Annotated in this window: 26 protein-coding genes and 3 pseudogenes; 14 read left to right on the top strand and 15 right to left on the bottom strand. The window is 42.3% G+C overall.

The window, feature by feature from the left end; translation table 11 throughout:
- Positions 1–379: 379 nt before the first annotated feature.
- Entirely contained in the window at positions 380–1684 is a 1305-nt protein-coding gene (locus tag G7Y90_RS16300) for a NarK family nitrate/nitrite MFS transporter (RefSeq protein ID WP_284143770.1), read from the bottom strand.
- A gap of 423 nt (positions 1685–2107) precedes the next feature.
- Here G7Y90_RS16300 and G7Y90_RS16295 point away from each other — a divergent pair, with 423 nt between their 5' ends.
- The 5 genes from G7Y90_RS16295 (at position 2108) to G7Y90_RS19365 (ending at position 4775) form a co-directional block, all read left to right on the top strand.
- A complete protein-coding gene (locus tag G7Y90_RS16295) occupies positions 2108–3316 on the top strand; it encodes a type IV pili methyl-accepting chemotaxis transducer N-terminal domain-containing protein (protein WP_250162932.1) in 1209 nt (402 codons plus the stop codon).
- Between the two features lie 5 nt (positions 3317–3321).
- A complete protein-coding gene (locus tag G7Y90_RS16290) occupies positions 3322–3633 on the top strand; it encodes a histidine kinase (RefSeq protein WP_250162931.1) in 312 nt (103 codons plus the stop codon).
- Positions 3624–4115 (top strand): ATP-binding protein, encoded by a 492-nt coding sequence (locus tag G7Y90_RS16285; protein WP_250162930.1) that lies wholly within the window; start codon positions 3624–3626, stop codon positions 4113–4115. Before G7Y90_RS16290 ends, G7Y90_RS16285 begins: the two co-directional genes overlap by 10 nt.
- A gap of 115 nt (positions 4116–4230) precedes the next feature.
- Positions 4231–4590 carry a response regulator gene (locus G7Y90_RS19370; RefSeq protein WP_502937375.1) on the top strand — a complete coding sequence of 120 codons (360 nt, stop codon included), beginning with the start codon at positions 4231–4233 and terminating at the stop codon, positions 4588–4590.
- A 17-nt stretch (positions 4591–4607) separates the two neighbouring features.
- Positions 4608–4775: a LuxR C-terminal-related transcriptional regulator gene (locus G7Y90_RS19365; protein WP_502937374.1), complete on the top strand. Its 168-nt coding sequence runs from the start codon at positions 4608–4610 to the stop codon at positions 4773–4775.
- Between the two features lie 342 nt (positions 4776–5117).
- Here the strand turns inward: G7Y90_RS19365 and G7Y90_RS16275 are convergent, their stop codons facing one another.
- Together G7Y90_RS16275 and G7Y90_RS16270 are read right to left on the bottom strand one after the other, a co-directional pair.
- Entirely contained in the window at positions 5118–6095 is a 978-nt protein-coding gene (locus tag G7Y90_RS16275; RefSeq protein ID WP_250162929.1) for an MFS transporter, read from the bottom strand.
- Entirely contained in the window at positions 6019–6339 is a 321-nt protein-coding gene (locus tag G7Y90_RS16270) for an MFS transporter (protein ID WP_250162928.1), read from the bottom strand. Before G7Y90_RS16270 ends, G7Y90_RS16275 begins: the two co-directional genes overlap by 77 nt.
- 502 nt (positions 6340–6841) lie before the next feature.
- Here G7Y90_RS16270 and G7Y90_RS19360 point away from each other — a divergent pair.
- Positions 6842–7242: pseudogene (locus G7Y90_RS19360) on the top strand (TehB family protein).
- A 78-nt stretch (positions 7243–7320) separates the two neighbouring features.
- On the opposite strand, the gene G7Y90_RS16255 reads toward G7Y90_RS19360, so the two are convergent.
- Positions 7321–8448 (bottom strand): alkene reductase, encoded by a 1128-nt coding sequence (locus G7Y90_RS16255; RefSeq protein WP_250164022.1) that lies wholly within the window; start codon positions 8446–8448, stop codon positions 7321–7323.
- A 178-nt stretch (positions 8449–8626) separates the two neighbouring features.
- On the opposite strand from G7Y90_RS16255, the gene G7Y90_RS16250 reads away from it, so the two are divergent.
- Positions 8627–9421 (top strand): LysR family transcriptional regulator, encoded by a 795-nt coding sequence (locus G7Y90_RS16250; protein WP_250162926.1) that lies wholly within the window; start codon positions 8627–8629, stop codon positions 9419–9421.
- Positions 9422–9772: 351 nt separating this feature from the next.
- Here G7Y90_RS16250 and G7Y90_RS18200 read toward each other — a convergent pair.
- The 4 genes and pseudogenes from G7Y90_RS18200 to G7Y90_RS16235 all read right to left on the bottom strand — a co-directional run bounded on the left by G7Y90_RS18200 (position 9773) and on the right by G7Y90_RS16235 (position 12255).
- A pseudogene (locus tag G7Y90_RS18200) lies at positions 9773–10782 on the bottom strand (oleate hydratase).
- Positions 10783–10792: 10 nt separating this feature from the next.
- Positions 10793–11368 (bottom strand): oleate hydratase, encoded by a 576-nt coding sequence (locus G7Y90_RS18195; protein ID WP_284143769.1) that lies wholly within the window; start codon positions 11366–11368, stop codon positions 10793–10795.
- Positions 11305–11577, bottom strand: a complete 273-nt coding sequence (locus tag G7Y90_RS16240) for a hypothetical protein (protein WP_250162925.1) — start codon at positions 11575–11577, stop codon at positions 11305–11307. Before G7Y90_RS16240 ends, G7Y90_RS18195 begins: the two co-directional genes overlap by 64 nt.
- A 303-nt stretch (positions 11578–11880) precedes the next feature.
- The gene (locus G7Y90_RS16235) at positions 11881–12255 is read right to left on the bottom strand and encodes a hypothetical protein (RefSeq protein ID WP_250162924.1); all 375 of its coding nucleotides are present in this window, start codon (positions 12253–12255) and stop codon (positions 11881–11883) included.
- Between the two features lie 750 nt (positions 12256–13005).
- Between G7Y90_RS16235 and G7Y90_RS16230 the strand changes: the two genes are divergently transcribed.
- Genes G7Y90_RS16230 through G7Y90_RS16215 form a run of 6 tightly spaced genes read left to right on the top strand, consistent with a single transcriptional unit; the run spans position 13006 to position 16176 of the window.
- Positions 13006–13782 carry a PDC sensor domain-containing protein gene (locus G7Y90_RS16230; RefSeq protein ID WP_250162923.1) on the top strand — a complete coding sequence of 259 codons (777 nt, stop codon included), beginning with the start codon at positions 13006–13008 and terminating at the stop codon, positions 13780–13782.
- A complete protein-coding gene (locus G7Y90_RS18190; protein WP_284143768.1) occupies positions 13779–14888 on the top strand; it encodes a sensor histidine kinase in 1110 nt (369 codons plus the stop codon). Before G7Y90_RS16230 ends, G7Y90_RS18190 begins: the two co-directional genes overlap by 4 nt.
- A gap of 16 nt (positions 14889–14904) precedes the next feature.
- A complete protein-coding gene (locus G7Y90_RS18185; RefSeq protein WP_284143767.1) occupies positions 14905–15030 on the top strand; it encodes a hypothetical protein in 126 nt (41 codons plus the stop codon).
- Positions 15031–15076: 46 nt separating this feature from the next.
- The gene (locus tag G7Y90_RS18180; RefSeq protein WP_284143766.1) at positions 15077–15226 is read left to right on the top strand and encodes a hypothetical protein; all 150 of its coding nucleotides are present in this window, start codon (positions 15077–15079) and stop codon (positions 15224–15226) included.
- Between the two features lie 33 nt (positions 15227–15259).
- The gene (locus G7Y90_RS16220; RefSeq protein WP_250162922.1) at positions 15260–16024 is read left to right on the top strand and encodes a response regulator; all 765 of its coding nucleotides are present in this window, start codon (positions 15260–15262) and stop codon (positions 16022–16024) included.
- Complete coding sequence (locus G7Y90_RS16215) at positions 16021–16176, top strand: hypothetical protein (RefSeq protein WP_250162921.1); 156 nt, start codon at positions 16021–16023, stop codon at positions 16174–16176. The genes G7Y90_RS16220 and G7Y90_RS16215 overlap by 4 nt, the downstream gene beginning before the upstream one ends.
- An 82-nt stretch (positions 16177–16258) precedes the next feature.
- Here the strand turns inward: G7Y90_RS16215 and G7Y90_RS16210 are convergent.
- The 6 genes and pseudogenes from G7Y90_RS16210 to G7Y90_RS16185 form a co-directional block, all read right to left on the bottom strand.
- A pseudogene (locus tag G7Y90_RS16210) lies at positions 16259–17124 on the bottom strand (sulfite exporter TauE/SafE family protein).
- A gap of 378 nt (positions 17125–17502) precedes the next feature.
- Complete coding sequence (locus G7Y90_RS16205; protein ID WP_250162920.1) at positions 17503–17799, bottom strand: hypothetical protein; 297 nt, start codon at positions 17797–17799, stop codon at positions 17503–17505.
- Positions 17757–19049 carry a TonB-dependent receptor domain-containing protein gene (locus G7Y90_RS16200; RefSeq protein WP_250162919.1) on the bottom strand — a complete coding sequence of 431 codons (1293 nt, stop codon included), beginning with the start codon at positions 19047–19049 and terminating at the stop codon, positions 17757–17759. Before G7Y90_RS16200 ends, G7Y90_RS16205 begins: the two co-directional genes overlap by 43 nt.
- Positions 19033–19584 carry a TonB-dependent receptor plug domain-containing protein gene (locus G7Y90_RS16195; protein WP_250162918.1) on the bottom strand — a complete coding sequence of 184 codons (552 nt, stop codon included), beginning with the start codon at positions 19582–19584 and terminating at the stop codon, positions 19033–19035. The genes G7Y90_RS16200 and G7Y90_RS16195 overlap by 17 nt, the downstream gene beginning before the upstream one ends.
- Positions 19585–20037: 453 nt before the next feature.
- Positions 20038–20631, bottom strand: a complete 594-nt coding sequence (locus G7Y90_RS16190; RefSeq protein WP_250162917.1) for a hypothetical protein — start codon at positions 20629–20631, stop codon at positions 20038–20040.
- 491 nt (positions 20632–21122) lie between these two features.
- Positions 21123–21494: a hypothetical protein gene (locus G7Y90_RS16185; protein WP_193007223.1), complete on the bottom strand. Its 372-nt coding sequence runs from the start codon at positions 21492–21494 to the stop codon at positions 21123–21125.
- A gap of 555 nt (positions 21495–22049) precedes the next feature.
- On the opposite strand from G7Y90_RS16185, the gene G7Y90_RS16180 reads away from it, so the two are divergent.
- Complete coding sequence (locus G7Y90_RS16180) at positions 22050–22325, top strand: hypothetical protein (RefSeq protein ID WP_250162916.1); 276 nt, start codon at positions 22050–22052, stop codon at positions 22323–22325.
- Between the two features lie 78 nt (positions 22326–22403).
- Here G7Y90_RS16180 and G7Y90_RS16175 read toward each other — a convergent pair whose 3' ends face one another.
- Positions 22404–23111 carry a hypothetical protein gene (locus tag G7Y90_RS16175; RefSeq protein WP_250162915.1) on the bottom strand — a complete coding sequence of 236 codons (708 nt, stop codon included), beginning with the start codon at positions 23109–23111 and terminating at the stop codon, positions 22404–22406.
- Positions 23112–23137: the final 26 nt, after the last annotated feature.

Here is a 23137-nt window from a genome sequence, read left to right as displayed (position 1 = left end):
AAAGCTGAATGGCGTGGTAAAAACAACCCTTTGCCCAAGCTGTAAATGTTTTTCGATGGTATTATTTTAAGTAAGCCATCGCCCTCTTGCTATCCGCTAACATGAGCAGAGCACTACCACCTTAGTAGTAGCGGTAAATGATAAAATTTGCTTAAAAAATCGTTAAGTATTTATGAGTTGGGCTTATTTATAAGCAAAATATGGATTGGTAAAAATAAAAAAAGTGCTACTTACGCTGGCAAGTAGCACTATAAAGAGCGATGTTTTTAATTTAAAAATCTGTTTTTAGAGGATGATTTATACAAGGCTACTTTAGCAGGAATCTCAGCATTAGGCGGCGACTGTAATACCACCATGTACCACGAGAACAAAAAGACAATTAAGCGATAAAAGTACCATCAACACCCAGTCCTGAACCAAACATTTTTGGGACAAAGAATGCGCCATAGGCCGCTATCGCTGACGTGAAGCCAACCACTGCTGCTGATTCTTTACGTATTTCGACAAACAAGTCCTCTGTACCTGCTTTTTGAGGTTCAAGGCGTTCATGAAAGGTTCTGAAGATAACGGGAATCATGGTAAAGGTAGAGCCGTTACCGATACCTGTGGTAATAAATAGCACCATAAAGGAGATGAAGTATCCGACAAAGCTGCCCTCATGAGTCTCGCTAGGCAGGAAATACATCACCGCCAATACCGCCAATACCATCACGATATAGTTCCAAAAAGTCACTTTTGCGCCACTGGTTTTGTCAGATATCCAGCCACCTAAGGGGCGAAATAGCGCACCAACTAAAGGACCCAAGAAGGCAAACTTAAGTGCATCAATGGCGGGAAATGAGTTTTTAATCAGCATCGGAAACGCGGCTGAAAAGCCAATGAACGAGCCAAAGGTCGCCATATATAGGATACACATGATCCAGTTATGTTTGCGTTTAAAGATAACGGATTGGTCTTTAAAGGAAGCTTTAGCAGTAGCAATATCGTTCATGCCAAACCATGCCAGTGCTGAAAATAGCAGAATAAAGGGTACCCAAATAAAGCCTGCATTTTGTAGATAAAACAGCTGACCACTTGCAGAGACTTGTGGGTCGCCGCCTAAGCTACCAAAGGCTGCTACTAATATAATCATCGGTACAACGAACTGCATCACCGACACGCCAAGGTTACCCAAACCCGCGTTTAGCCCAAGAGCAGTGCCCTGTTCTGCTTTTGGAAAGAAGAATGAGATATTGGACATGGAGGAGGCAAAGTTACCACCACCGAAGCCACAAAGTAGGGCAATGATGGCAAATATCATAAATGGCGTATCAGGGTTCTGAACCGCAAAGCCCATCCATAATGCTGGAATTAACAGGGATAAGGTAGATATCGCTGTCCAACGTCGCCCACCAAAGATAGGCACCATAAAAGAATAAAAAATTCGCAGCGTTGCCCCTGATAGTCCGGGCAGCGCGGCGAGCCAAAACAACTGCCCATCATCAAAATCAAAACCAATCTCTGGCAGACGGACGATGACGGCACTCCATACCATCCATACTGCAAATGCCAATAGCAACGATGGAATGGATATCCATAAATTTCTACGCGCGACTTTTTTGCCGCCTCCTTCCCAAAATTCTTCTACTTCAGGTCGCCAGTCAGTGATGAGCTTACCACCTTTGAAGTTGTAATTATTGCCCATGTTATTCCTCACTTAGTATCAGCTATGCCTAGTTATGTTCAGTATTTTTTATCATCAAATGGCTGTCTAAACTTACAGTAAACCGTAGCGCTTACTCTTGTTAATGTTGATAACAAAGAGCCGCCGTACTGGCTTATGAGCGCTATGAATCACTTGCTCTATCAAAAAATGATAACTCACGGTACTGTGTTATCCCGATGAAGAGTATTCATACATAGTGGTATACTGATGACTAAAAGGGGTATATTGCGGGTAGGTTTATCACTAAGGTTTTGCTTGTCGATGGACGGATAAGTGCGCTGTAGTATTTTTTATGCTGTATGTTTTTTGCTTTTGCGACGTTCAATTTTAAGATCTCAAATCTTTTGTGCAGAAAGTGTTTGATGGGAGCGCTATTAATCATGTCTAATCTACGACGGCAGTTTGTTCCTTCATACTTGGATTGCTATTACGATCATCGCTACTTTGTTTTTGATGTCAGCGATAGGCAGCGGTGCGCTCGCTTGGGTCGCAAAGTCTGATGCTGAGGCGATTAATACCGCAGGCTCGATACGCATGGCAACGTATCGTATTAGCTTTCAGCTAGCGACTGACTTTGCGGATAACCATCCCTTTAGCTCAAGCCTAAATATCAAACAAGATGGCTTAGATAGTGACAATGCGCCGCAGGTAGAAAAGCAAGACAGACTGGATTTCTCCAATAAAAGTGAGTCTGAAAAAATAGACATACTGGTTGAAGACATGGAGAGTCGTCTCAACAAATTACAAGCGTATCAACTGACCAGTGCCAACAGAGATAAGGCGATCAGTGATCAATGGAGCCAGATAAAATCACAATGGTTTCGTGATTTAAAACCAGCATTGTTGGCACAAGACAAGCAAGGCTTTTATAGTGATTCAACCAAGTATATTGACGATGTCAATCGTTTTGTTGGCGCGTTACAGGATAGAAATGAGCAGCGTCAGACATGGCAGCAAAACCTACAAATACTATCACTGATACTGAGCATGATTATTATGCTGATAGGCGTACGGAGATTACAGAACTCAGTGCTAATGCCTATTCAACAACTCATTAAAGCCAATCGGGCGTTTAAAGAAGGCAAATATGATACGAGAGTGTCTATCAGCGGTTATAGAGAATTTGAAGCGCTTGGCAATTCTTTTAACGGTATGGCCAGTACTATTGAGAGGTATCAGCGCTCACTTGAGAGTGAGGTACAGACAAAGACTCAGCATCTGGTAAAAGCCAACCAAGCCTTATCGTTGTTTTATGATTTCTCAAAGCAATTGACCAGTAGTCCTGTGAGCTTACATCGGCTTGATGAATTGATTACTGGCTTTGGGTGTATATTCCCATATTTAGATTTTACGCTGTGTATCCAAAGCAATATTCTAACCAATAAAAACTCTATAGCCCTGCACGATGATAGGATGAAGGAGCTATGTACCAAACTCACTTGTGATAGCTGCTCTATTAAAGAAGACGTTTATACCAAAACGTTTCCGATTATTCATCAAGATATAGAATTTGGTGAGCTAAAGGTCAGACCAAAATCTGTCTTAATGACCATAAAGCTTATGCAGAAGATAAGAAAAAAAGCGAGGAAGATTCAACACGCATCAAAGTAGTAGAGGTGGATAGTAGTTACTTAATTGCTAAAAATAATGAATTGATCGTTGTGCTGACCAATCTCGTCAGCACCGCCTTATCGCTACGCAGACAAAGGCAGCAAGACCATCAGCTTATTTTACTTGAAGAGCGCTCGACCATTGCTAGGGAGTTGCATGATTCTTTAGCACAGTCATTGTCCTATCTAAAAATACAAGTCAGCGTGCTCGAAAAACATCTGCAACTGTCTGCTGATAAAGACAGTGGGCTGGTGGTATTTGATGAGCAAAGTCAAATCAAGGTTGGGCAACATATCAGTCAAATAAAATGGGTCTGAGCTCTGCTTATCATGAGCTGCGAGACTTATTGACGACTTTTCGCTTGACGATTGATAGCGGCAATTTTGATGAAGCTTTGTATGAGGCGGCTGATGAGTTTGCTGTAAAAGGGCAGTTTGACATAAAGGTCAACAATCAAATCCTATCCTTGAATCTAACGGCAACCGAACAAGTGCATCTCATTCAAATTATAAGGGAGGCGCTGTCGAATATCAGTCGCCATGCCCATGCTAACAGCGTCACTATCGATTTGGTTTATGATGATGAAAGTAATTATGTAGCGATGATGGTCAATGATGACGGCATCGGCATATCAGGGACTGTCAATCAGACCCAGCATCATGGTTTAATGATTATGAAAGAGCGTGCCTATAAATTAGGCGGTGATTTGATCATCTCTAATAATGTGCCCGCAGGTACCAGTGTCATCGTCAGGTTTGTACCCAGTTTCTTTACGGATTATATGGCTGAGCAAAACTAAGTGAATCGGCTTAATAAACGCTCTTAACCACTGCATTGTTTTTTGTAGCATTTTTCAATTTGTGAGTTTTTATGACTACTAAGTTTATACGTCTGCTTCTCCGGCTCGGCTACTATTGGTCGATGACCATCCTATGCTGCGCCGCGGTGTCGCAGAACTGCTCAGTCTCGAAAGTGATGTAACCGTCGTTGGTGAGGCGAATAACGGACAAGAAGCGTTGGATTTTTTGGCAAACAATCCGGTCGATCTGGTCATTCTAGATCATAAAATGCCAGTGTTGACTGGTATCGAAACCTTAAGAGAAATCAAAGCCAGAAATATTGACGTGGCTACCTTGCTATTTACAGTTTCTGACAGCGGAGAAGACGTACAAGAAGCATTGAAATTAGGGGTGGACGGATATTTGCTAAAAGACATGGAGCCTGAGTTAATCATCGTCGATATTAGAAAAGTGTTGCGCGGTGAGTGGTATTAGTCCCAATTTGGCCTCAATTGGCGCAAACATTACGTACACCAAGCATTGAAGATATCGCTGGCAATCTCACTACTAGAGAGTTGCAAGTGATTCAAATGATTGCTGAAGGCTTAAGTAATAAAATGATCGCCAACAAACTGGATATCGCAGAATCCACAGTAAAGTGCATGTTAAGCATATTTTGAACAAAACCGGACTACGCACACGGGTAGAGGCAGCAGTATGGACCGTGAATCATTTATCAAAGTAGTCGTTTGTCAAAATGGTTATTTATCGAAGTAGTTGTTTTTGAAAGCGTTACTTTTTGAAATCGCTACTTTTGAAAGCATTACTTTTTATAAAAAAATCATGGGTCATCTGAATAACTCCTATTACATGTGTGGATAGCTCTCTATATCAGTCAAAAAAAGCCACCGAGCAGTGATTCTGGGTGGCTTTTTTATTTTATAAGCTAATCAAATTAGCCTTCTTCAGCGGCAATTTGACGATCGACCGAGGACATCTTGTATTCGTCACCAAAGGCATCTTCAGGCTCTTTTAACCAAAAGAAACAAAGTACCCAAGCGATAAATGCACCTATCGCAATGATAAAAAGAACTGATTTGGTTCGACCAAGGTAAATATAAATAGATAGAACACAGCGCCAACGTTGCCATAAGCCCCGCCATACCAGAAATTTGACCCGTTAAGCGCCGCTTAATTGAGGGGATAATACCAAAAGTTGCACCTTCTGCTCCTTGCACAAAGACTGAGCATAGAATCGTAAAGACGACCGCGATAAACAATGGCCACTCTGCATTCAGCAATCCCATCAATCCAAAGCCGATACCGATACCGAACATGTATACCAACATCACCAAGCGACGATTGCCAACCTTGTCAGAGATATAGCCGCCAAGTGGTCGCGCCCATAAGTTAACAAAAGCAAAGGTCGATGCGACTAAGCCTGCGACGGTAGGGTCGAGCTTCCACGTTGCGGCAAAGAACATCGGTAGCATAGAGACGACCGCCAGCTCTGCGCCAAAGTTAGCAAAGTAGGTGACATTTAGGGCAGCAACAGAGGTAAAGGGGTATTTGTCATCCTCAGGAATACCCGCTTTGAGCAGCGGTACGTTGACACTGATGGCTTTATAAATTTGATAAATAACCACCACAGCGATGAGAGTATAAAACCCCCAAGCGCCTGTTTCGCTCAGGAATCCCATGTTTTTAGTGCGATAAACCAATACACCCAATACGCCATATAAAGGAATAATAAATAGACAATATAATAATAAATCTCTCCAACTCGATACCTCTAAAGCACCCGCCTTACGTGCTTTTTTATGGGTATCTTGTGTAGGACCATCGGTGATCAAAAACCAGTAGGCTACCCCGTAAGCGGCCATCAGTAAGCCAGATAATGCAATTGCCCAGCGCCAACCGTCATCACCACCAAAGAACTGTAGCGCAACCGTGGGAATGGTAATCGCTGCGGCAGCTAACCAAAATACCCCAGCCTGCATAAAATCCTTCGGCAAAGCCAATGTCTTTTGGCTTAAACCAAAGGGCAGTCATGTGAATGCCAACGACGAACCCTGCGCCCACGATAGACATAAATAGGCGAGCGACGAACAGCTGCATCGCGGAATCACCAAACGCGAAGAACCATGTCGGTATCGCCATGACGACCATCAGTATGGAAAACACGCGACGCGGACCGAAGCGATCCAATGCCATACCGACCACCACTCGCCCTGGAATGGTCAAAGCAACATTGGCAATGAGAAAAATTTGATATGTTCAGAAGTTAAGTAGCTTTCGGCCTCTAGCATAGAAGTGGCTAGTGGTGCCATATTGAACCAGACATAAAAGGTCAGAAAAAAAGCAATCCACGTATAGTGGAGCGCTCTTATATCACGGCGTTCAACCTCAAGTAGCTCTTTTGCATGCATGACAAGTATTCTCCACCGTCGAACTGGATAGTTTAGATGGAGTTAATGTAGCAATAAGTAAGCTCGCTAACCATTAGGCGAAAGCAGTATGAATGTCATTTCACATACTACTTAATGGGGATTAAAAAGTGGCTTTAATATCCTATTATTGATGGTTAACTAAGATGATATGAGGATAGCAATACATTTGAAAATATGATGCGCTATAGTAATAACCATTACTGTGCGTGCTTTTCTCGTTTATCAATAAAATTTTATTCTCAAGTAAGCTGTTAAAAAGGATTGGATACACCCATCAAATTAGCCAAGGAGTTACCATGAGTCATACTGTCGCCTCAAACCCCGTCATACCCAGCCATTGGAAAATAAAGCGTTCGACCCACTTTTTTACTAAAGATAAAGTCCCAAAAGCCTTGTTGACTCATCACAATACAGCAGAGGGTGTAACGGCCAAATTTGTGTCATGCAAGGCACGGTTACCTTTTATGGCTTTGCTGATGAAGCCGCCACTGAACCTGAAAAAACCATTGTTATTAAAGCAGGGCAGTTCGCTGTCAGTCCGCCTCAATATTGGCACCGCGTAGAATTAAGTGATGATGCCCAATTCAATATTAATTTTTGGACAGAAGCGGATACTGGTAATAAGTCGCTGTTCAATAGCTCAAAGATACATAGCAAGCCTATCAAAGAGTTATTTGATCAGTCGGATGAATCATAAGGGCTATATATATGAATCAGCTATTAAAAATATCCTATTCATAAGCAAAAAAATAAGGCCACGAATGGCCTTATTGTATTAAGAGTTTTGATAGTAAGGATAGTTATTATAGCCAATTTCGGTGCCACCATACATCGTGGTAGGATCTGCCTCGTTGAGTGGCCAATGATTGGCGATGCGCTCAGGTAAATCGGGATTAGCAATAAAGGGACGACCAAAAGCAAATAAGTCGCCATAACCTTTAGCTAGCATATGAACCGATTTTTCCGTCGTGTATTTACCCGCATAGATAATACGTCCTGAAAACTCCGCTCTGACCGCTTGATAAAAAGTCTCTGGTAAATCAGGGGCATTGTCCCAGTCAGCTTCTGCAATAGATAAATAAGCGATACCCGCTTGTTCAAGTACTTTAATCGCTTCAATATACGTATGATGTGGATCTGATTCCACTAGCCCTAAATACACGCGAGTTTCATCTGTGCTAGCAAACAGCGGTGCAAAACGTACGCCTAAGCGATCAGCGCCAACCACCTCACTGACGGCAGCCACGATTTCTTTTAAGAAACGCAAGCGATTGGTCAATGAACCGCCATATTGATCATCACGTGTGTTGCTATGCTCAGAGATGAACTGATTCACCAAATAGCCATTGGCACAATGCAGCTCGACGCCATCAAAACCTGCCTCCAATGCATTGCGCGCGGCTGCCGCATACATAGCGACCAGTTCACTAACTTCATCAGTACTGAGTGCGCGTGGCTCACTAGGATCGGCTAACGCGCCTTCACCTGGTGCTGTTTCGATAAATACTTTTACATTGTCAGCAGTGATAGCTGATGGTGCAATTGGCTGAGCGCCTTGTGGTTGTAAGCTGGTATGAGACACGCGACCCACATGCCAAAGCTGAGCGAAAATGATACCACCTGCTGCGTGTACCGATTCAGTGACCTTTTTCCAGCCTTCGATTTGGGCATGCGAATGTATGCCTGGCGTCCACGCATAACCTTGACCCCTTGGCTCAATTTGCGTGCCTTCAGTGACCATAAAACCTGCAGAGGCGCGCTGTGTATAGTAGCTTGCCATTAATTCATTAGGAATATTGTCCGGTTGCGTGCTGCGAGAGCGTGTCAACGGTGGCATGACAATACGGTTTTTTAACGTATATGGTCCAAGTGTGACAGATGCAAATAATGGGCTGGTATCGATATTAGATGGTTCCATAAAACTCTCTTTTAAAACAAATAGATTGGGTTATTGTTTAAACCATTGAGCTTGTTTTGATGCTTTATTACTGCGTAAGTAAGGTTGGCAAGCATAGAGTTTTATGGATACAATCGGAAACAGGATTTTGTTGTTTAAGATACAATTATAAATGGTACATATTATGAATGGAATTAACCGACTTGATATCAAGCAGTTGCGAGTGCTACATGCTGATCTAAAAAATCTCTCACAAGTCGCGCGCAAAATGGGGCTGACACAGCAGGCAATCAGCGAACAATTACGTAAGCTGCGTGATTTGTTTGATGATCGTTTGTTTATTCGTCAAGGCAATAGCATGGTGGCAACTCCCAAAGCGCTATCGATGCAGCAACCCATTAGTCGTATATTAGAGCAGTTAGAAGCACTGTTAGAGCCAGATATGTTTTCGCCGCAGACTTATAAAGGCGTATTTACGATTAGCGCGACCGACTATGCGACGCAGGCATTATTACCGCAGTTGTTTCATATAACACGCCGCGACGCGCCTGATTTGAAGTTAATCGTACGTGATTTTGCCTCAGACAATATCAATCAGCTTATTGCGGCAGGCGAGCTTGATCTGCTGATTACTTTCCCAGAATTTATCCCTGATAACTTGGCTTATGTGACGCTGCTTGAAGAACAACATTTTTGCATTACTGGTTGCGATAATAGTTTTACAACAGAGCCGCTGTCACTGGCGCAAATTGCTGCACACTCGCAGCTGGTGGTGTCACCTTCACGCGCTAACTTACGTGGTTCTCATGATCAGTGGTTTGCAGAAAAAGGTCTTAAACGAAACATTGTTATGTCCGTTCCTAGCTTTTCTGCAGTGCCAGATATCCTCTATACAACCGATATGATTGCATTTTATCCCTCGCGTTTATTGCCAAACAGTCGGGTTAAAGAGCTCAAAGGCCCTGCCACCCACATTTAAGGTGATAGCAGCATGGCACCCACGTACCAGTCACAGTGGTATACACCGTTGGCTGATTGAGCAATTACAGCAGTTATCCAAGTCTGACTAGGGCATGACCTCATTTCTATCTGCATTTTAAAATGAGGGCAGGCCCTAGAGCGTTATCGTTTATTCTTCGTCATTAGTTTTACTAAAGCCATTTTTATCAAAGCTGCTTTTATCAAAACTAACATTACTGATGCCAGAGCTACTTATGCCAAAGTCCTTTGATTGCCTCCCACTGCTGAGTAAATATTGAGTCATTGCCGTTGGTGGATTGATTGGCTTTTGGCAATATGTGCTCGTAATAAGTACCTTTAAGAAGCTTAGTTAATAGACCTTCGCCGATGAAACCTTTACATCATTGAGTGTATTCGCGGCTTTTAGTAATTGACGGATATCGTATTGTAATGGGTTTATATCGGGGACTTGTTTTTGCACGTTTAATAGCTCATAAACTGCGACACGAGCAGTACGAACAGAGCTCTCCATGGTAAATACCACATCATTATGTGTCTCGACGAACTGACCGACTAGACCCATATTGACACAACCATCAGGGACTATCTCAGGGCGATCGCCTTTAGCACGAGGCATAAACATCGAGGTGATGTAGGGCATATAAGCCGTTCTGACGATGGTATTGGCCATGATTTCTCTATATCATCGAGGATACCAAGGTGATGACAGAGTTCGCTCAAGATCTCTTTGCCTGTACATTCTGGGATGGGTTTTTTGACATAATTGCCTTCTTTATCCATAAACAAGGCATATAGCCATACGACTAGCGGTCTTTTGCTGATCAGGGAAATGCGGTTGACGGTTACAAGTAAAGCTCATCAACCAGTTTGAATCCGTAATCGTAATGATGCCACCGGTCACTGTTTTACCCTTATAAGGGTCGTTGACAGACAGCGTTTTGAGCTTATCAATAAAGGCAGACGGCTGGCAGGTCAACGTCGCCGACATCCAAGCAGATTTATCCACATGCTGATTAAATTTTTCTGGATGACCAAGACGGCAGATTGCTTAGCCAGATTATTCCATACTTTCCAACCAGACGATTGCCCCATAGTGTCTTTTGTGAAGTCCAGCGTCGGCGCAGTATGATCATCACCATAGCGGGTATCTTCGGTCATGGAGCCAGTCGTCACGATGACGTAATCATTGCTACCCATAGGAATGGTGGTTTGCTCACTCGCTTTCTCCGTGATGATGGCTTTGACCTTTTTGGTGCCTGTTACCTTGTCAGCATGCTCAAACTCAATGTCTAAATCGGTAACGAGCGTGTCATACTGAAACTGCACACCTTTATCTTTTAAATAGTTTTGTAGTGGCATAACAAAGCTATCAAACTGATTGTATCTTGGGAATACCGTCAGACATGTCGTTTAGACCGTCCAATGCGTGTAAAAATCGATGCGTATAAAGCTTAAACTCAAGTAAGCTGTGCCAGTTTTCAAAAGCAAACATGGTTCGCCAAAATGTCCAGAAGTTGCTACTCAAAAAGCTGTCATCAAAATACTCTTCAATAGTGATATCGTCTAGCTCTTCCTTGGGTTTTAATAGCAAACGAATTAAAGCGAGTTGGTTGGCTTTACTCAATCCCAGTTGACTGAAGTCTTTTATCTCGCCTTGCTTATGGATCAGGCGTGCAATAGAGTAATTAGGATCGGTGTCATTTGCTATGCGATACTCATCCAAGGTGCTATAAGGCGCAGGCATTTCAAGAGCGGGGATATCTTGAAATAAATCCCAAAAGTTTTCGTAAGTGAAATCCATTTCACGACCGCCGCGCACCATATAACCCGTCTCAGGATTGCCGCTACCATCTAAGGAGCCACCTGCCACGTCAAGATGCTCTAAAATGGTAATGTTTTCAGCGGATACTTTGCCATCTCGGATGCAGTAATAAGCACTGGCCAAACCTGCAATACCGCCCCAACGATATAAACCTTACTGTCCTGATAAGCGTCAGTGGGCGTCCCAATATTGCGCTGATAATTACCAATTTGGTCAGGGAAGGGTAAGCGCTTGCCTGGTATGTTTGCTACACGGGTTTTACTGGCATCAGGCTGATGGATAAATGTGTCGTGGTCTACCGGATTATTGGTTTGAGTCTTCGTAATTTTCATAGGTTCATCCTTATTGAGTAAGACTGATATAAAAGGTTATTTGACTAAAATGAAGGGTTTATAGACAGACTATAGGGTATTTTATTAAACAATAATGACATCGGTTGAAAGTAATATAAGTACTTATTGCCAAGTTATGCGTTATCCACTGGCTAATGGCTGGCTATTTATGATGGTTGCTAACCACAATAAATTCTATGCAATTACGTAGGCGCTGTTTCATACGCTCCAGCAACGGCACAACCTTGATAGCTTTTATTATCATAAGTCAACGTCACCGTAAATTCATTTTGATAGCCATTATCATCGGTACAAATCTGGCTGTGTATATTCAATAATAGGTTTGCCGCTAACGGTACTCACGTATTCCACACCTTCGGCATAGGTCGAACGAGAGACAACGATGGTCGTTGGTTTCAAAAAATCTGCTTCAATGCTGAGTTGGTTGCCATCAATTACTGTGCGCCAACTTTTTTCTGTATTACCAAAAGCGGTGAACGCTGATAACGGTTCTTCGGGGCTGGACGGCTCCATGCTTAGCTGTTCGTCAGCGTTCTCTTTTGCCGTGTTGTTAATGATAGCTGTTGATTCTTTTGCCGTGGTTGGTTGATGACTACTACAAGCCATTAGTGAAAGACTACTTGCTAAGCACAAAGTACTAAAAAACAAAGGACGCATCGCTTTCCTTTAATATTTAAAAGAGAAAGACTTTGTGAGCGCCTTTCTTTAGGGTTAGTTGAATAGCTGTATGAGCGAGTGATATTAAGCTCTGAGTGTACAGCAGACAGGCTTTGCAATCAGTGATAAGTGACGGTGATCCGCGATATTATATAAAATACAAACACACCCTCTATATTAGTATTATTAATATATGTATAAAATTTCACAGTACAGAACAAGATAAACTTGGCAGACTCTATAATCATAGAGATATTGATGACATAAATAAAAAAATTAGCGACTGACTTGAATATGAAGAAGCCACTTAAACAATAAGTGGCTTTTTGTGCCTTGCAATGGCTGATAGTACAGCTATGCGCTCAATAAGCTGCATGATGTTATTGATGATAAAAAGAGAGCAGCGCTAAATGAGTACAAGGTTGTATCTATCAACGGCAAGCTAATTGTTGTTAATTAAAAGGTGCTGGTCAACAGATAAGAAAAAAAACTTTTGTCATCATATTGTCATGACGGCATCGTATCCTTGAGCCCACTATAAATGGTGGTTTCGTATCACTGATGTCTTTATTCATTAAGTGATGCATTGATGATGGTAGACGCATCAATATAAGGTTTATCTATGAGTGTTGCTGGTCGGCTTGGTAGTATTTCCACACGCATGCTGATTATTTTAGCATTGGCTTTTTACTAATTATCCTGATGGTGTATTGGGTTATTGAGACTCAAGCTAAGCCTCGTATATTGGAGATGACTTCAGAGACAGTGGTTGAAACGGGTAACGAAGCTATTAATAGCATTATGGCGAATATCAGCCATGTCGACGGACTGGCAAAGGCAACCAGTGCGATGGCGGGCGGCTTGCCAAAAGAAGACGGTCTTTATAGAGAAACCTTTGGTAATCTCATGCAACAGACCGATCAACGGATTATGGGCGGCGGCGTGTGGTTTGATCCAAATATGTACGCTCAAAACCGAGAGCGTCAGTCGTTTGTGTGGGCGCGTGATGACGCAGGCAACATGCAGCCGTTAGAGCAGTATAATCAAGTGCGCCAAACGCCGAGTCCCTATTATAGAGAGTGGTGGTACATTCCTGCGATGTACGCACGCCATGACCACTGTGTCTGGAGCCGTGCGTATGTCGATCCGCAAAGCAATCAGCCGATGATGACGTGTGCCAAGGCATTGTATGACAGTCGCAATCAGGCTTTTGATGGGGTAGTGAGTTTTAATCTGCTATTAGATAACCTCGATGAAGCCATGAAAAAGTGGCAAGATAAGCTGGGTGGTTATGTCTTTTTGGTAGACTTGGACAATCGATTTTTGACCTTTCCTGATCAATCTATGGTCACGCAAGCGACTGAAGATAATCCCCAAGGCGAGATGGTAACCGCGCATCAATTGGCCGAGAAACATTCAAGCTTTGCCCCTATTGCGGACAGCCTAGATAGCATTAACCAAACACTCATCGATGAGGCTGTTGCCAAAGATGAGAGTCGTTATACGCTCGCGCACGTAGTATTTTGAGTACGACCAATCTGAATAAAATCAGCGAACAAGAATCCAAGTTGCTGTCAGCATTGCTGCTATTGAATATTGACCAAACGTTTAATCTGGTAGACAGTCACTTGATTGAGACCATCGCTGTGCCCAATGATTTTGTGTTGCAGCAGTCCGCCACCGCCTTTGTGTTTCGTATGCCATTTACCTATTGGAAGATGGTCATCGTCAAGCCCAATAATGACATGATGAGCGTAGCAAATGCGTTGTCGAACCAACTGATTCAAACCATGCTACTGGGTTTTATTCCCCTGTTGTTGACCGCGTGGGTGTTCCGTCGCTACTTTACACGACCGCTAAAATATATGGCACTAGCAGTGGCTGATATGGGCGCATTAATTGAGCAAAAAAAATATCAACAATTAAGCGCGCTTAAACTGCCACACTCAAATGTCAGCGAAATTCAAATCATCAGCGAGCAGACCAATCAACTGATTGACCGCGTCGTCGAAAATGAAGGCGCACTTGCCGAAATCAATGTCCATCTAGAAAAACAAGTCGCTGCCCGCACCCAAGACTTGCAGCAAGCCATGGATGAGTTGAAAGCCTCACAAGTGCATCTGGTGCGCTCCGAAAAAATGGCGACATTAGGTCAAATGGTGGCAGGCGTGGCGCATGAGGTCAACACACCGCTGGGCTACGTGCGAAGTAACATGGAATTGGTTGGCGATAATCTTGTTCGTTTTGATGAATTGCTACAGCATACCGATCAATTATTGCAGGCGTTAAAAGCGCCAACTATCAATCAAGAGCAAGTCAAGATACTGATAGAAGAGACTTTACAATGCTGTGAAGAGATTAAAGAAGATGAAGTCAATGAAGATTTGGCAGATTTAATCAAAGATGGACTGTATGGCGTCGATCAAATTGCTGAACTGGTCGTCAGCTTGCGCGACTTTTCTCGACTGGATGAATCAAAAGTAAAAGATGTCGATATCAATGATTGCATCAATACCTCATTGATTATGGCTCGCAATAATTTAAAAACCTTAGACGTCAATACCAATCTAGCCGAGCTGCCGCTCATTCAGTGTAATCCTTCACAAATTAACCAAGTATTACTAAACCTTTAATAATGCCGCGCAAGCCATGCCGCCAGATCATAAAGGGACATTGCAAGTCAGCTCGTCTGTCGATGAGGCGCAGCAATATATTGTTGTACGTATTATAGACAATGGTGTCGGTATCGCAGAGCATATTTTAACGCATCTTTGAGCCGTTTTTTACCACCAAAAAAGCAGGCGATGGCACAGGGTTAGGATTGGCTATCACGGCACAAATCATTGAACAACATGGTGGATACATCGAGGTTAGCTCAATCGTTGGGGAGGGCACGACATTTACCCTCATGCTACCGATACAGTCTAGCGCTCATGAACCTAAACCTTCACAAGCTTTATTTGAAAGTTGAGAGACTTCCAATCACTTATTTAAAGAGAGTGTCATGCAAAAACCAAAAATCGCTTTTATCGATGATGAGCCACGCATTTTACGCAGTTTAAAAATGCATTTTCGTCAGTCACATGATGTATTTATCACCACTGATGCTAGCGAATTGATGAAGTATGTTAGCGAGCATGATGTGCAAGTGGTCATCAGCGACCAACGCATGCCAGATAAGCAAGGTACAGAAGTGTTACGTGATATCAAAGCGGCCTCACCAAATACGCTGCGTATTTTGCTGACCGGTTATGCGGATTTTGCAGTGATTGACTCTGTGAATGAGGGCGAAATTTATCGTTATATTACAAAGCCATGGCAGAATGATGAGCTTAAACAAATCGTCAATAAAGCCACAGAAATAGCTCAGCAAACACAAGAAATCACCCAAAACACTATGCAAGGTAATGATACTCAACAAGTTAGTGGTGGCAGTACTGGTAGCAATCGTAATATATTGGTATTAGATGACGACGAGAGCGTCTATCAGCAAATAAAAAGTCACTTTAAGAGTGCTTATACCGTGAGTTGGGCCAGTAACCTTGAACAGGCAGCAAAGTTATTACAAAAGAAACGCTTTGGCGTCACGATTACGGATTCGACGCTCAATAAAGAAAATATTACCCCCATTGTTTATGCCTTAAAAAACATCCAGCCAGATTTGATGGTTCTTATGTTGACTGAATTCAAAGACGCCCATATGGTCATTGATTTAATTAATAAAGGGTATATCGTTGTCTACCACGGCCGACCAACTTCTCTATCATGAGTATCAGTCTGGATCGCGCTTTTGATCATCACGAAAGATTGGTGCAGCAGCCGATACTGGCGGCTCGTCATCATGTTGAAGAAGTACCGGAGTCAGAGGCTTTTAACTTTTCTGAAAGGTTTCTTTGCCAAATTCAGAGGTTGGCGCATTAGTAGATAAAAAAATAGGGCACGCTAAACATGCCCTATCGATAGTTTAAAATGTCATTGCCTCCTATGTACATGAGAGACGTTTTTATTGCTCGTGATTCATTTGCTCGTGATTCATTTGCTCGTGATTCATTTGCTCGTGATTTATTTGCTCGTGATTCATTTGCTCGTGATTCATTTGCTCATGATTCATTTGCTCATGATTCATTTGCTCATGATTCATTTGCTCATGATTCATTTGCTCATGATTCATTTGCTCATGGTTCATTTGCCCGTGTCCACCATGCATATTGGCCATGATCATCGGCACCGCTATGACGGCTAAGCCAGATAACATCATGATTACGCCATTCACTTGCCTTAGGCGCAAACGCCCGATTTGATTGCGCATCCAGTTGACCGTTCCGTGCGTAGCGACGAGCATGGGTACGGTTCCTAGACCAAAGACAAACATTAACACGGCACCTGTGAGCGGGTCATGACCGATGACCGCCATAAGTAATGCGCCATAAACGAGACCACAGGGTAAAAACCCCCATAATAAACCTGCTGTTAATGCTCGAGGAAAGGTGTTTAAGGGGAATGCTTTCTGCCGCAGAGGTGATAAAGCTTGCCAAAAATGCATACCAAGACGTTCAAGCTTGTTCAAAAAAGGCAAACCTAGCATGGTTAATCCTAAATACCAAGACCAACCCTAGTAGGATGCGAGGTGTGCTATTGCCAACCATTAGGTGCGTTAATACTGTGGTGCCAATCACACCGGCAATTAGCCCAATAGGGCATAACTGAGTAAGCGCCCTAGATGGTAAGTTGCAATGAGGCCGCGTTTTTTTGCTGGACTAGTTCTTTCATCGATAGTCCGAATGCAGTCACGATACCACCACACATACCTAAGCAATGCGGCGAGCCAAAAAATCCCATTAAGAATGCTATTAATAGTGCCATAGTCATGAAAGTGCTTCCTATAATATAATACCAAATCCAAAAATACGATTAACTTTATTAGACTTGCTAAGCCTGTTAGCGGTCATAGTCAAAAAAGTTATCCTTATTATTCTAATTTTTGGAAATGGTATAAGAGAAATAAAGTCAGTTAACAATCTATCTTAATGACACCTAAAACTATAGTTAACACTACATAGAATGAGCGACCCGCGCCAGGTATAGCCGTGCCCCAGTTAGAGCTGCCATCTATCTCCTTATTCATAGACATAGTTCTACCTTGCCCCATGTAGGCACCGCCTAAAGGTAGGGCATGGTTTTTGTCAAAGACATTGTCGATACCAGCCTCAATCGCTACCTCTTTAAACTGATAGCCTGTACTGAGGTTTAAGAGGCCATAACCCGCCGTTTTAATTTCGTTGCGAGGGGTTGAGATATCATTTTAGCCGCGACGCCCACCACTTCGATTTGGTTTGTCCAACCGTTATTTTCCCGATTCAGGGCAACACTGCCATTGAATGGCATGATGTTATATAAGTCTGAGCCGCTGTCTTTATTTTCCCCTTTGGTATAGCTTAAGGAGCCTACTATATTCCAGTATCCCCAAGCATTTGCTGCCAGCTCCCGATTGGCTGAGATATCTATGCCATATATCTCAGCATCTTGGTTGGTATAGCGCAGCACATTATATTGATTCGCTGTTTGAGTGCTAGCTGCTGTGTTTGCCATGGGGTTCCACTGTACGGCATCGACATAGTCGTCAAGTTTGAATAGTAAGGAGTGGCTTTAACGCCCCAGCTATCATCAGCACCGCGCCAGTCTAAGGTGGCAGATAGGGTGTTGGATTTTTCTGGGCGTAGATTAGGATCACCAAAATAGCCATTACCGTCACCAACGGTATTATTCATGATGGCCGCCATTTTCCAAGTGGACCAGGTATAGCGTTCATATAAGCTTGGCGTGCGTTCTTTGTGCGATAGACCTAAGGCTAGATTTTTTTGTGAATCAATGTCGTAGCGTGCGAGTGCAGTAATATCAAAGTTGTTATCAGTGGTTCGGCGGTCACTGGCATTAAAGTTAGCGCTATCTCGCACCTGATTGGTCATATTGTTTTGACCATCGATTTGATAGCCATGTACTTCATCAGCACTGGTACGTACGTTTTCATAGCGAGCGCCAAGCTGGGTGCTCCAGTCAGATGAGATATCTTTTTCCCATTCGCCATAGATACCGATACGCTGACGCTGACCATTGTTGATATTTTGAAAGTCGTTTGGCGACATCATACCGTCGCCAGATGCCGCCCACGTGTCATCGAGCGTGTAGTCTTGATATTCAGCACCTATATTGAGCGTGCCTTGGTTGGTTAAATCAATAATACCTTTAAGATTGGCACCGATGGTCTCGCTACTGGTGTACATCGGCATACCTTTGGCATTACCATATAAGAACTGTTTGTCTTCCCCAAAATTCATATAGTGATCGACATCTTCATGATAGGCCTGTGCTTCTAACTGTCCCCAATTTAACTCGCTTTTGTAGCGCAAATTAATGCGGTCAAGCTGATTGTCGAGCATATCCATCCGCTGATTTGGATATAGCTCTTTTGGGACGTTTTGCCACAAATAAGTGCCTTGTAGTAGATGATTGCCATTCTTATAAGCCACATCTACTGACTGGTTTTTGCTTTCATAGGCGGTTGAACCAACTTCGTCCTTCGCTAAGGTTTTACCAGCGTTTCCTGTCTCTGTATAAGATTTAAAATCACCACCAGCTTTATAATTATCCGCCTGCGCAAAGCTGCCTTTATAGGTGAGGCTAAGCTGCTCGTTTGCCGCTGTGGTAGATAAGTTAGCACCATAGGCGTCACCATTACTACGATAAAATGTGCCAATTTCACCTGAGGTTAATATGTCGCTATCCGTTGAAAACATAGGCTGCTGTTTCGACAACGATAGTACCGCCAATGTTACCACCGACACTCACAGGCGTCACACCTGCATAGACGGTGGTCTTGTCTATAGCGCTTGGCGCAATATAAGACAAGGGTGAGTTCATACTGTTTGGACAGGAGGCGATTGAGTCAACGCCATCCACTAAGATACGCAGACGGTTATCCGCCAAGCCTCTCATCACGGGCAAGTTCGAGATACCACCGGCACTTTGGACATTTAGACCAGGTATTTTTGTCAGTATGGTGGCCGTATCACTGCTTGCCACTTGTTTACTGTTAAGAAGTTTTTGATCAAGGGTGGCGGCTGTCCCGAGTGCATTGGTACTAGAGCGCTTATCCGCTGCTGTCGCATAAACGACGATTTCTGGCAATTGAATATGTGGCTCATCATCAGTAGTAGGCATGTGCGCCTTTACGGTTGTGGAATCCGCATAAGCGCTACTGATATGCAATAAAGACAAAGCTAAAACACTTAGTTTTAAAATAGGTACAGCATTCATTGATGAAGATAACATCTTACTTTCCTAGAAATTCGCAAAAATATTTCATGAAATCGGTTATTCAGTTTTTACCAAGCTGCAATGTCAGCCAAGCCACTTATGGACTTAGACTAGGCACTTACTGAATATTTTCCGATATAAATAGATAGCATTTTGAGCACAATATTATGAGCACAGTTTTGAGCGCAATGTTTTAGGCAAACGCATACAAGTGCCTCAATCAGAGCTCAAATGAGCGCGTTGATTGAGAGCATTGTCACTAATGCTCTAGGGCGTGTCCTCAATTCAATTGATTACTTTCGAAATGGACTAAAAATGGCTAAATTTTGCCAAGCATCATCAAATAGCTTATTAATATCTCGATATATTTGCGCTACTTTTCTTGTTTGACGGCAATTTATCTCATGTTTATCACCATTTTTAAAATGAGGACACGCCCTAAAAATATTGGACTATAAATGTAGATAGTTATGTGAGTGTGACTGGAGGAGCGCGTGCGAGGGGTCGTAAAAAATTACTAGGAGAGTAGGTATGTGAGCGATACAAAAACGTGACTGAGACAATAGACAGCTCAATCAAAGCCGAGTCAGTAGTATGTGTAAAAGCGACTGGCAATAGTGCCGCAGACATGGCAGTGCAAAGGTCACAGCCAGTGTATTTTAAGGTATCAGGGTTAGATTCAGAGCTTTCAACCTTATCTTTGCTATACAAAGCTTCGTGCGAAGGTGCGGCGTCAACCGTTATAACTGGCTCAACGGTCGCAGGCGATGCTAAAGATAGGGATGCATTATGATGAAGGAAATGACGAGCGGCACTATCAATGGGTATGTTGTGATTCGTTTGCGCAATATCAGTCTGTATTTGCTCATACTGCTTAGCTGCCGATACAATCGGTGCAAGCTCTGCACAGATACCATGACCTAAGTGGGCATTATCATCCCATAGAGGTGTGAGCAACAGCGTGATGTGCATGATCCAAGCAAAACACGCGACCAACATGCCGAACCACATCGTTACCGGTGATGAATATCGTAAAACAAGCTTGCGGCGCTTAGTAGACATGATAGGGTCATCGTATTACCAGCATGCTGATGATGCATAGGTAACATTATAAGTAAGGAGGTGTGCTAAATTAAAACGTCAGTTTAAAGCATTTTAGAAAGAATACTTAAAAAATAGACATTATCATTAGCAATGCCATTCTAAGACAAGGGGTATGCTCTTTACAAGTCTTGTATAGAGATATATCGGGCATTGTAGAGAAATCGGTCACAGCGTCGTCATATTTGCCCAGCCTGCTATTTGCTGTACCTTAATTTGCCGTACCTTAATTTGTCGTACTATCCTTTGCTATATTTATATCCATCTTGTACTGAGAAGACTATATGACTGAAGTAGCTAGACGATAGCCAAACAAATGGGAAAGAGCTAATAAAACCCAGCGGAAAAGATAGGCTAATGTAATGCGGAGTGCGATTTTTTGTTTTACGCGACCAATATTGATGGTGCTAGCGACTTAAAAATAGTGAAATTTTTCGGTAAAAAAGAACAATTTAACAACTATTGCTCTCTATACTGTTTTTCTCGATAATATCGATTTTTCTCTCTAATTCTATAATCTGTAACTTACAGCTCTTATAGTGATCTTCTTGGTTGCCCTCTATGTCCTTAAGGGTTCTTTGATAGATACGGTCATACAGTGAGGTTAGGGCTTTTTTAATTGCTTTGATTTCTTTCGAGGATAAATCCATTTGCTTATCAAAATCAGGTGCTTTTATTTTTGCACATAGCTCAAAAAGTGTGAGATTAAAATCTTGATAGTATTGCTGCACTGAGTTTTCTTTTGATTGATCGCTATATTGGATGTTTTTTTTCATCAGAATGAGCAAAGCACTATCAATCAAGTTTTTTTCATAATCTGTCAAACATAAGTAATGGTTCATTACATCGATTCTCAGTTATTTCAAAATTGCTATTCAGAAGGCCATAAGTGTGGCTACTTTAAAAAAAGCCCAACCCTAATGACCCTTACAAATACTTATCTCGCCTGCTTAGTTTGGTCTTCACTCCTTAAAAGTCTTTATTGTGATGCGGCATATCGTCAATGGCTTTGAATAATCAACGCATTTTATAGGGTGAAAATGAAAGTATCGTGACAACGTCTACGCTTTATAAAAAATATGCCAAAGCCAGTCATCCTAAGCTATATATAAGATATCTTTTCATTCGCTATTACTTGCCCGTCTAGAAAAGCGCCAATATGACGCTTATAGCGTACCACTTAAGAAACCTTCCCTCATTAAGGTTACCTTTCTTCAATCTTCATAAATACTTAACGTTTGAATCATTTATCATTCTCGTTGTCGATAGAGCAGATTTTTATCATGATGCTTCTTATCACGTGAATGCTTTGCTTGATATTGAGTAAGGCACTTTCAATCACAACTCATAACCAATATGACTTTATACGAGAAAAAATAATGAAAAAAATAATGATAAGTTCAATGCTAGCCATTACTGCTTGCTTCACAATGGTTAGCCAAGCAAGTGCTGCGCCGCAAATTGCTAAACATCATGTTGTTAAAGTGAAGCATCAAAAGGTCAATGCAAAGTTTGATAATAAACATCAGCATGTTAAGAAAAAGGTAGTAGTGTCAAAGCATCAATCAAAAAACCAGCGGCTCATCTCAAAGCAAAAAGCAAATATCAAGCTAAGCATACTAATGGACATCGTTCTTAATCGTTCAGCTGACTGATATAAAATAGCGCCCATGTTAGGCGCTATTTTTTTGTTTCGTTGTTATGTAATAAATGCTATGTCACAAAGATAATCACTACTGACTGTTTAAAGTAACCGTCTTAGTACTACCATTACTACTAGGCTGACTCAGTGTCACTTTGCTTGCTAAGATATCGCCTTTGGCATTGATCTTGTAGCATTCTGATGAAGTGCCTGCAGGGTCAAAGCTGAGTAATAGATTGCTTGAGGTTTCTATACAGAACCATGCGGTATTATTTGTATCACGCGATAAAGACCAGTTTTGGTTATAAGTCCCTATCTTGTTACGCATGCTGCTATCGGCATAGACATTTTCCGTCAGTAGCTTACTAGAAGCGCCCACCGTCGCCATTTTAGGAATGGTGGTCGTCTGGTTAGATAGTGAGTATTTACCTGTACCGTCTGTAAAACCATGGAATATCAGTGGATTCAGGGTGAAGTAATTGATAGCGACGGATTGATTGGTGATTTGATTATTCATCTTATTGATGGTGTTTATTTCGGTACCTTGTACAGATTTATTATTAAATATCATACTGCCTTTAGGCGTCACTTGAATCTCTGCTGACACGCTTTGACTGCCGACAACTGCAACTAATGTATCACTGCGTTGTTTGGTATAGATGTTGAGCATGGCAGTCTCAACAGGGTATTGAGTGACGATGCCATTGACATTGTTGTTTTGACCCGTGTTCCCTGTCATTCCACCAGCACAAGCGCTTAAACCCAGTCCTGCTGCAATACATAAGCTTAGTGTCTTCATTATTTTGTCCTCAACTTTTAAATGTA

Origin of the sequence: Psychrobacter sp. WY6, from assembly GCF_018448495.1 — a bacterium.
Taxonomy (GTDB): domain Bacteria; phylum Pseudomonadota; class Gammaproteobacteria; order Pseudomonadales; family Moraxellaceae; genus Psychrobacter.
This window is presented reverse-complemented; position numbering and strand designations above follow the sequence as displayed.

Bases quoted from the DNA above. Each gene is read 5' to 3' on its own strand.
- G7Y90_RS16240 (WP_250162925.1), bottom strand. From the start codon at position 11,577: ATGAAAATTACGAAGACTCAAACCAATAATCCGGTAGACCACGACACA.
- G7Y90_RS16285 (WP_250162930.1), top strand. From the start codon at position 3,624: ATGGGTCTGAGCTCTGCTTATCATGAGCTGCGAGACTTATTGACGACT.
- G7Y90_RS16180 (WP_250162916.1), top strand. From the start codon at position 22,050: ATGAAAAAAATAATGATAAGTTCAATGCTAGCCATTACTGCTTGCTTC.
- G7Y90_RS16190 (WP_250162917.1), bottom strand. From the start codon at position 20,631: ATGTCTACTAAGCGCCGCAAGCTTGTTTTACGATATTCATCACCGGTA.
- G7Y90_RS16200 (WP_250162919.1), bottom strand. From the start codon at position 19,049: ATGTTTTCAACGGATAGCGACATATTAACCTCAGGTGAAATTGGCACA.
- G7Y90_RS16175 (WP_250162915.1), bottom strand. From the start codon at position 23,111: ATGAAGACACTAAGCTTATGTATTGCAGCAGGACTGGGTTTAAGCGCT.
- G7Y90_RS16275 (WP_250162929.1), bottom strand. From the start codon at position 6,095: ATGCAGGCTGGGGTATTTTGGTTAGCTGCCGCAGCGATTACCATTCCC.
- G7Y90_RS16235 (WP_250162924.1), bottom strand. From the start codon at position 12,255: ATGCGTCCTTTGTTTTTTAGTACTTTGTGCTTAGCAAGTAGTCTTTCA.
- G7Y90_RS18185 (WP_284143767.1), top strand. From the start codon at position 14,905: ATGCCGCCAGATCATAAAGGGACATTGCAAGTCAGCTCGTCTGTCGAT.
- G7Y90_RS16220 (WP_250162922.1), top strand. From the start codon at position 15,260: ATGCAAAAACCAAAAATCGCTTTTATCGATGATGAGCCACGCATTTTA.
- G7Y90_RS16215 (WP_250162921.1), top strand. From the start codon at position 16,021: ATGAGTATCAGTCTGGATCGCGCTTTTGATCATCACGAAAGATTGGTG.
- G7Y90_RS16250 (WP_250162926.1), top strand. From the start codon at position 8,627: ATGAATGGAATTAACCGACTTGATATCAAGCAGTTGCGAGTGCTACAT.
- G7Y90_RS16300 (WP_284143770.1), bottom strand. From the start codon at position 1,684: ATGGGCAATAATTACAACTTCAAAGGTGGTAAGCTCATCACTGACTGG.
- G7Y90_RS16230 (WP_250162923.1), top strand. From the start codon at position 13,006: ATGACTTCAGAGACAGTGGTTGAAACGGGTAACGAAGCTATTAATAGC.
- G7Y90_RS16195 (WP_250162918.1), bottom strand. From the start codon at position 19,584: ATGTTATCTTCATCAATGAATGCTGTACCTATTTTAAAACTAAGTGTT.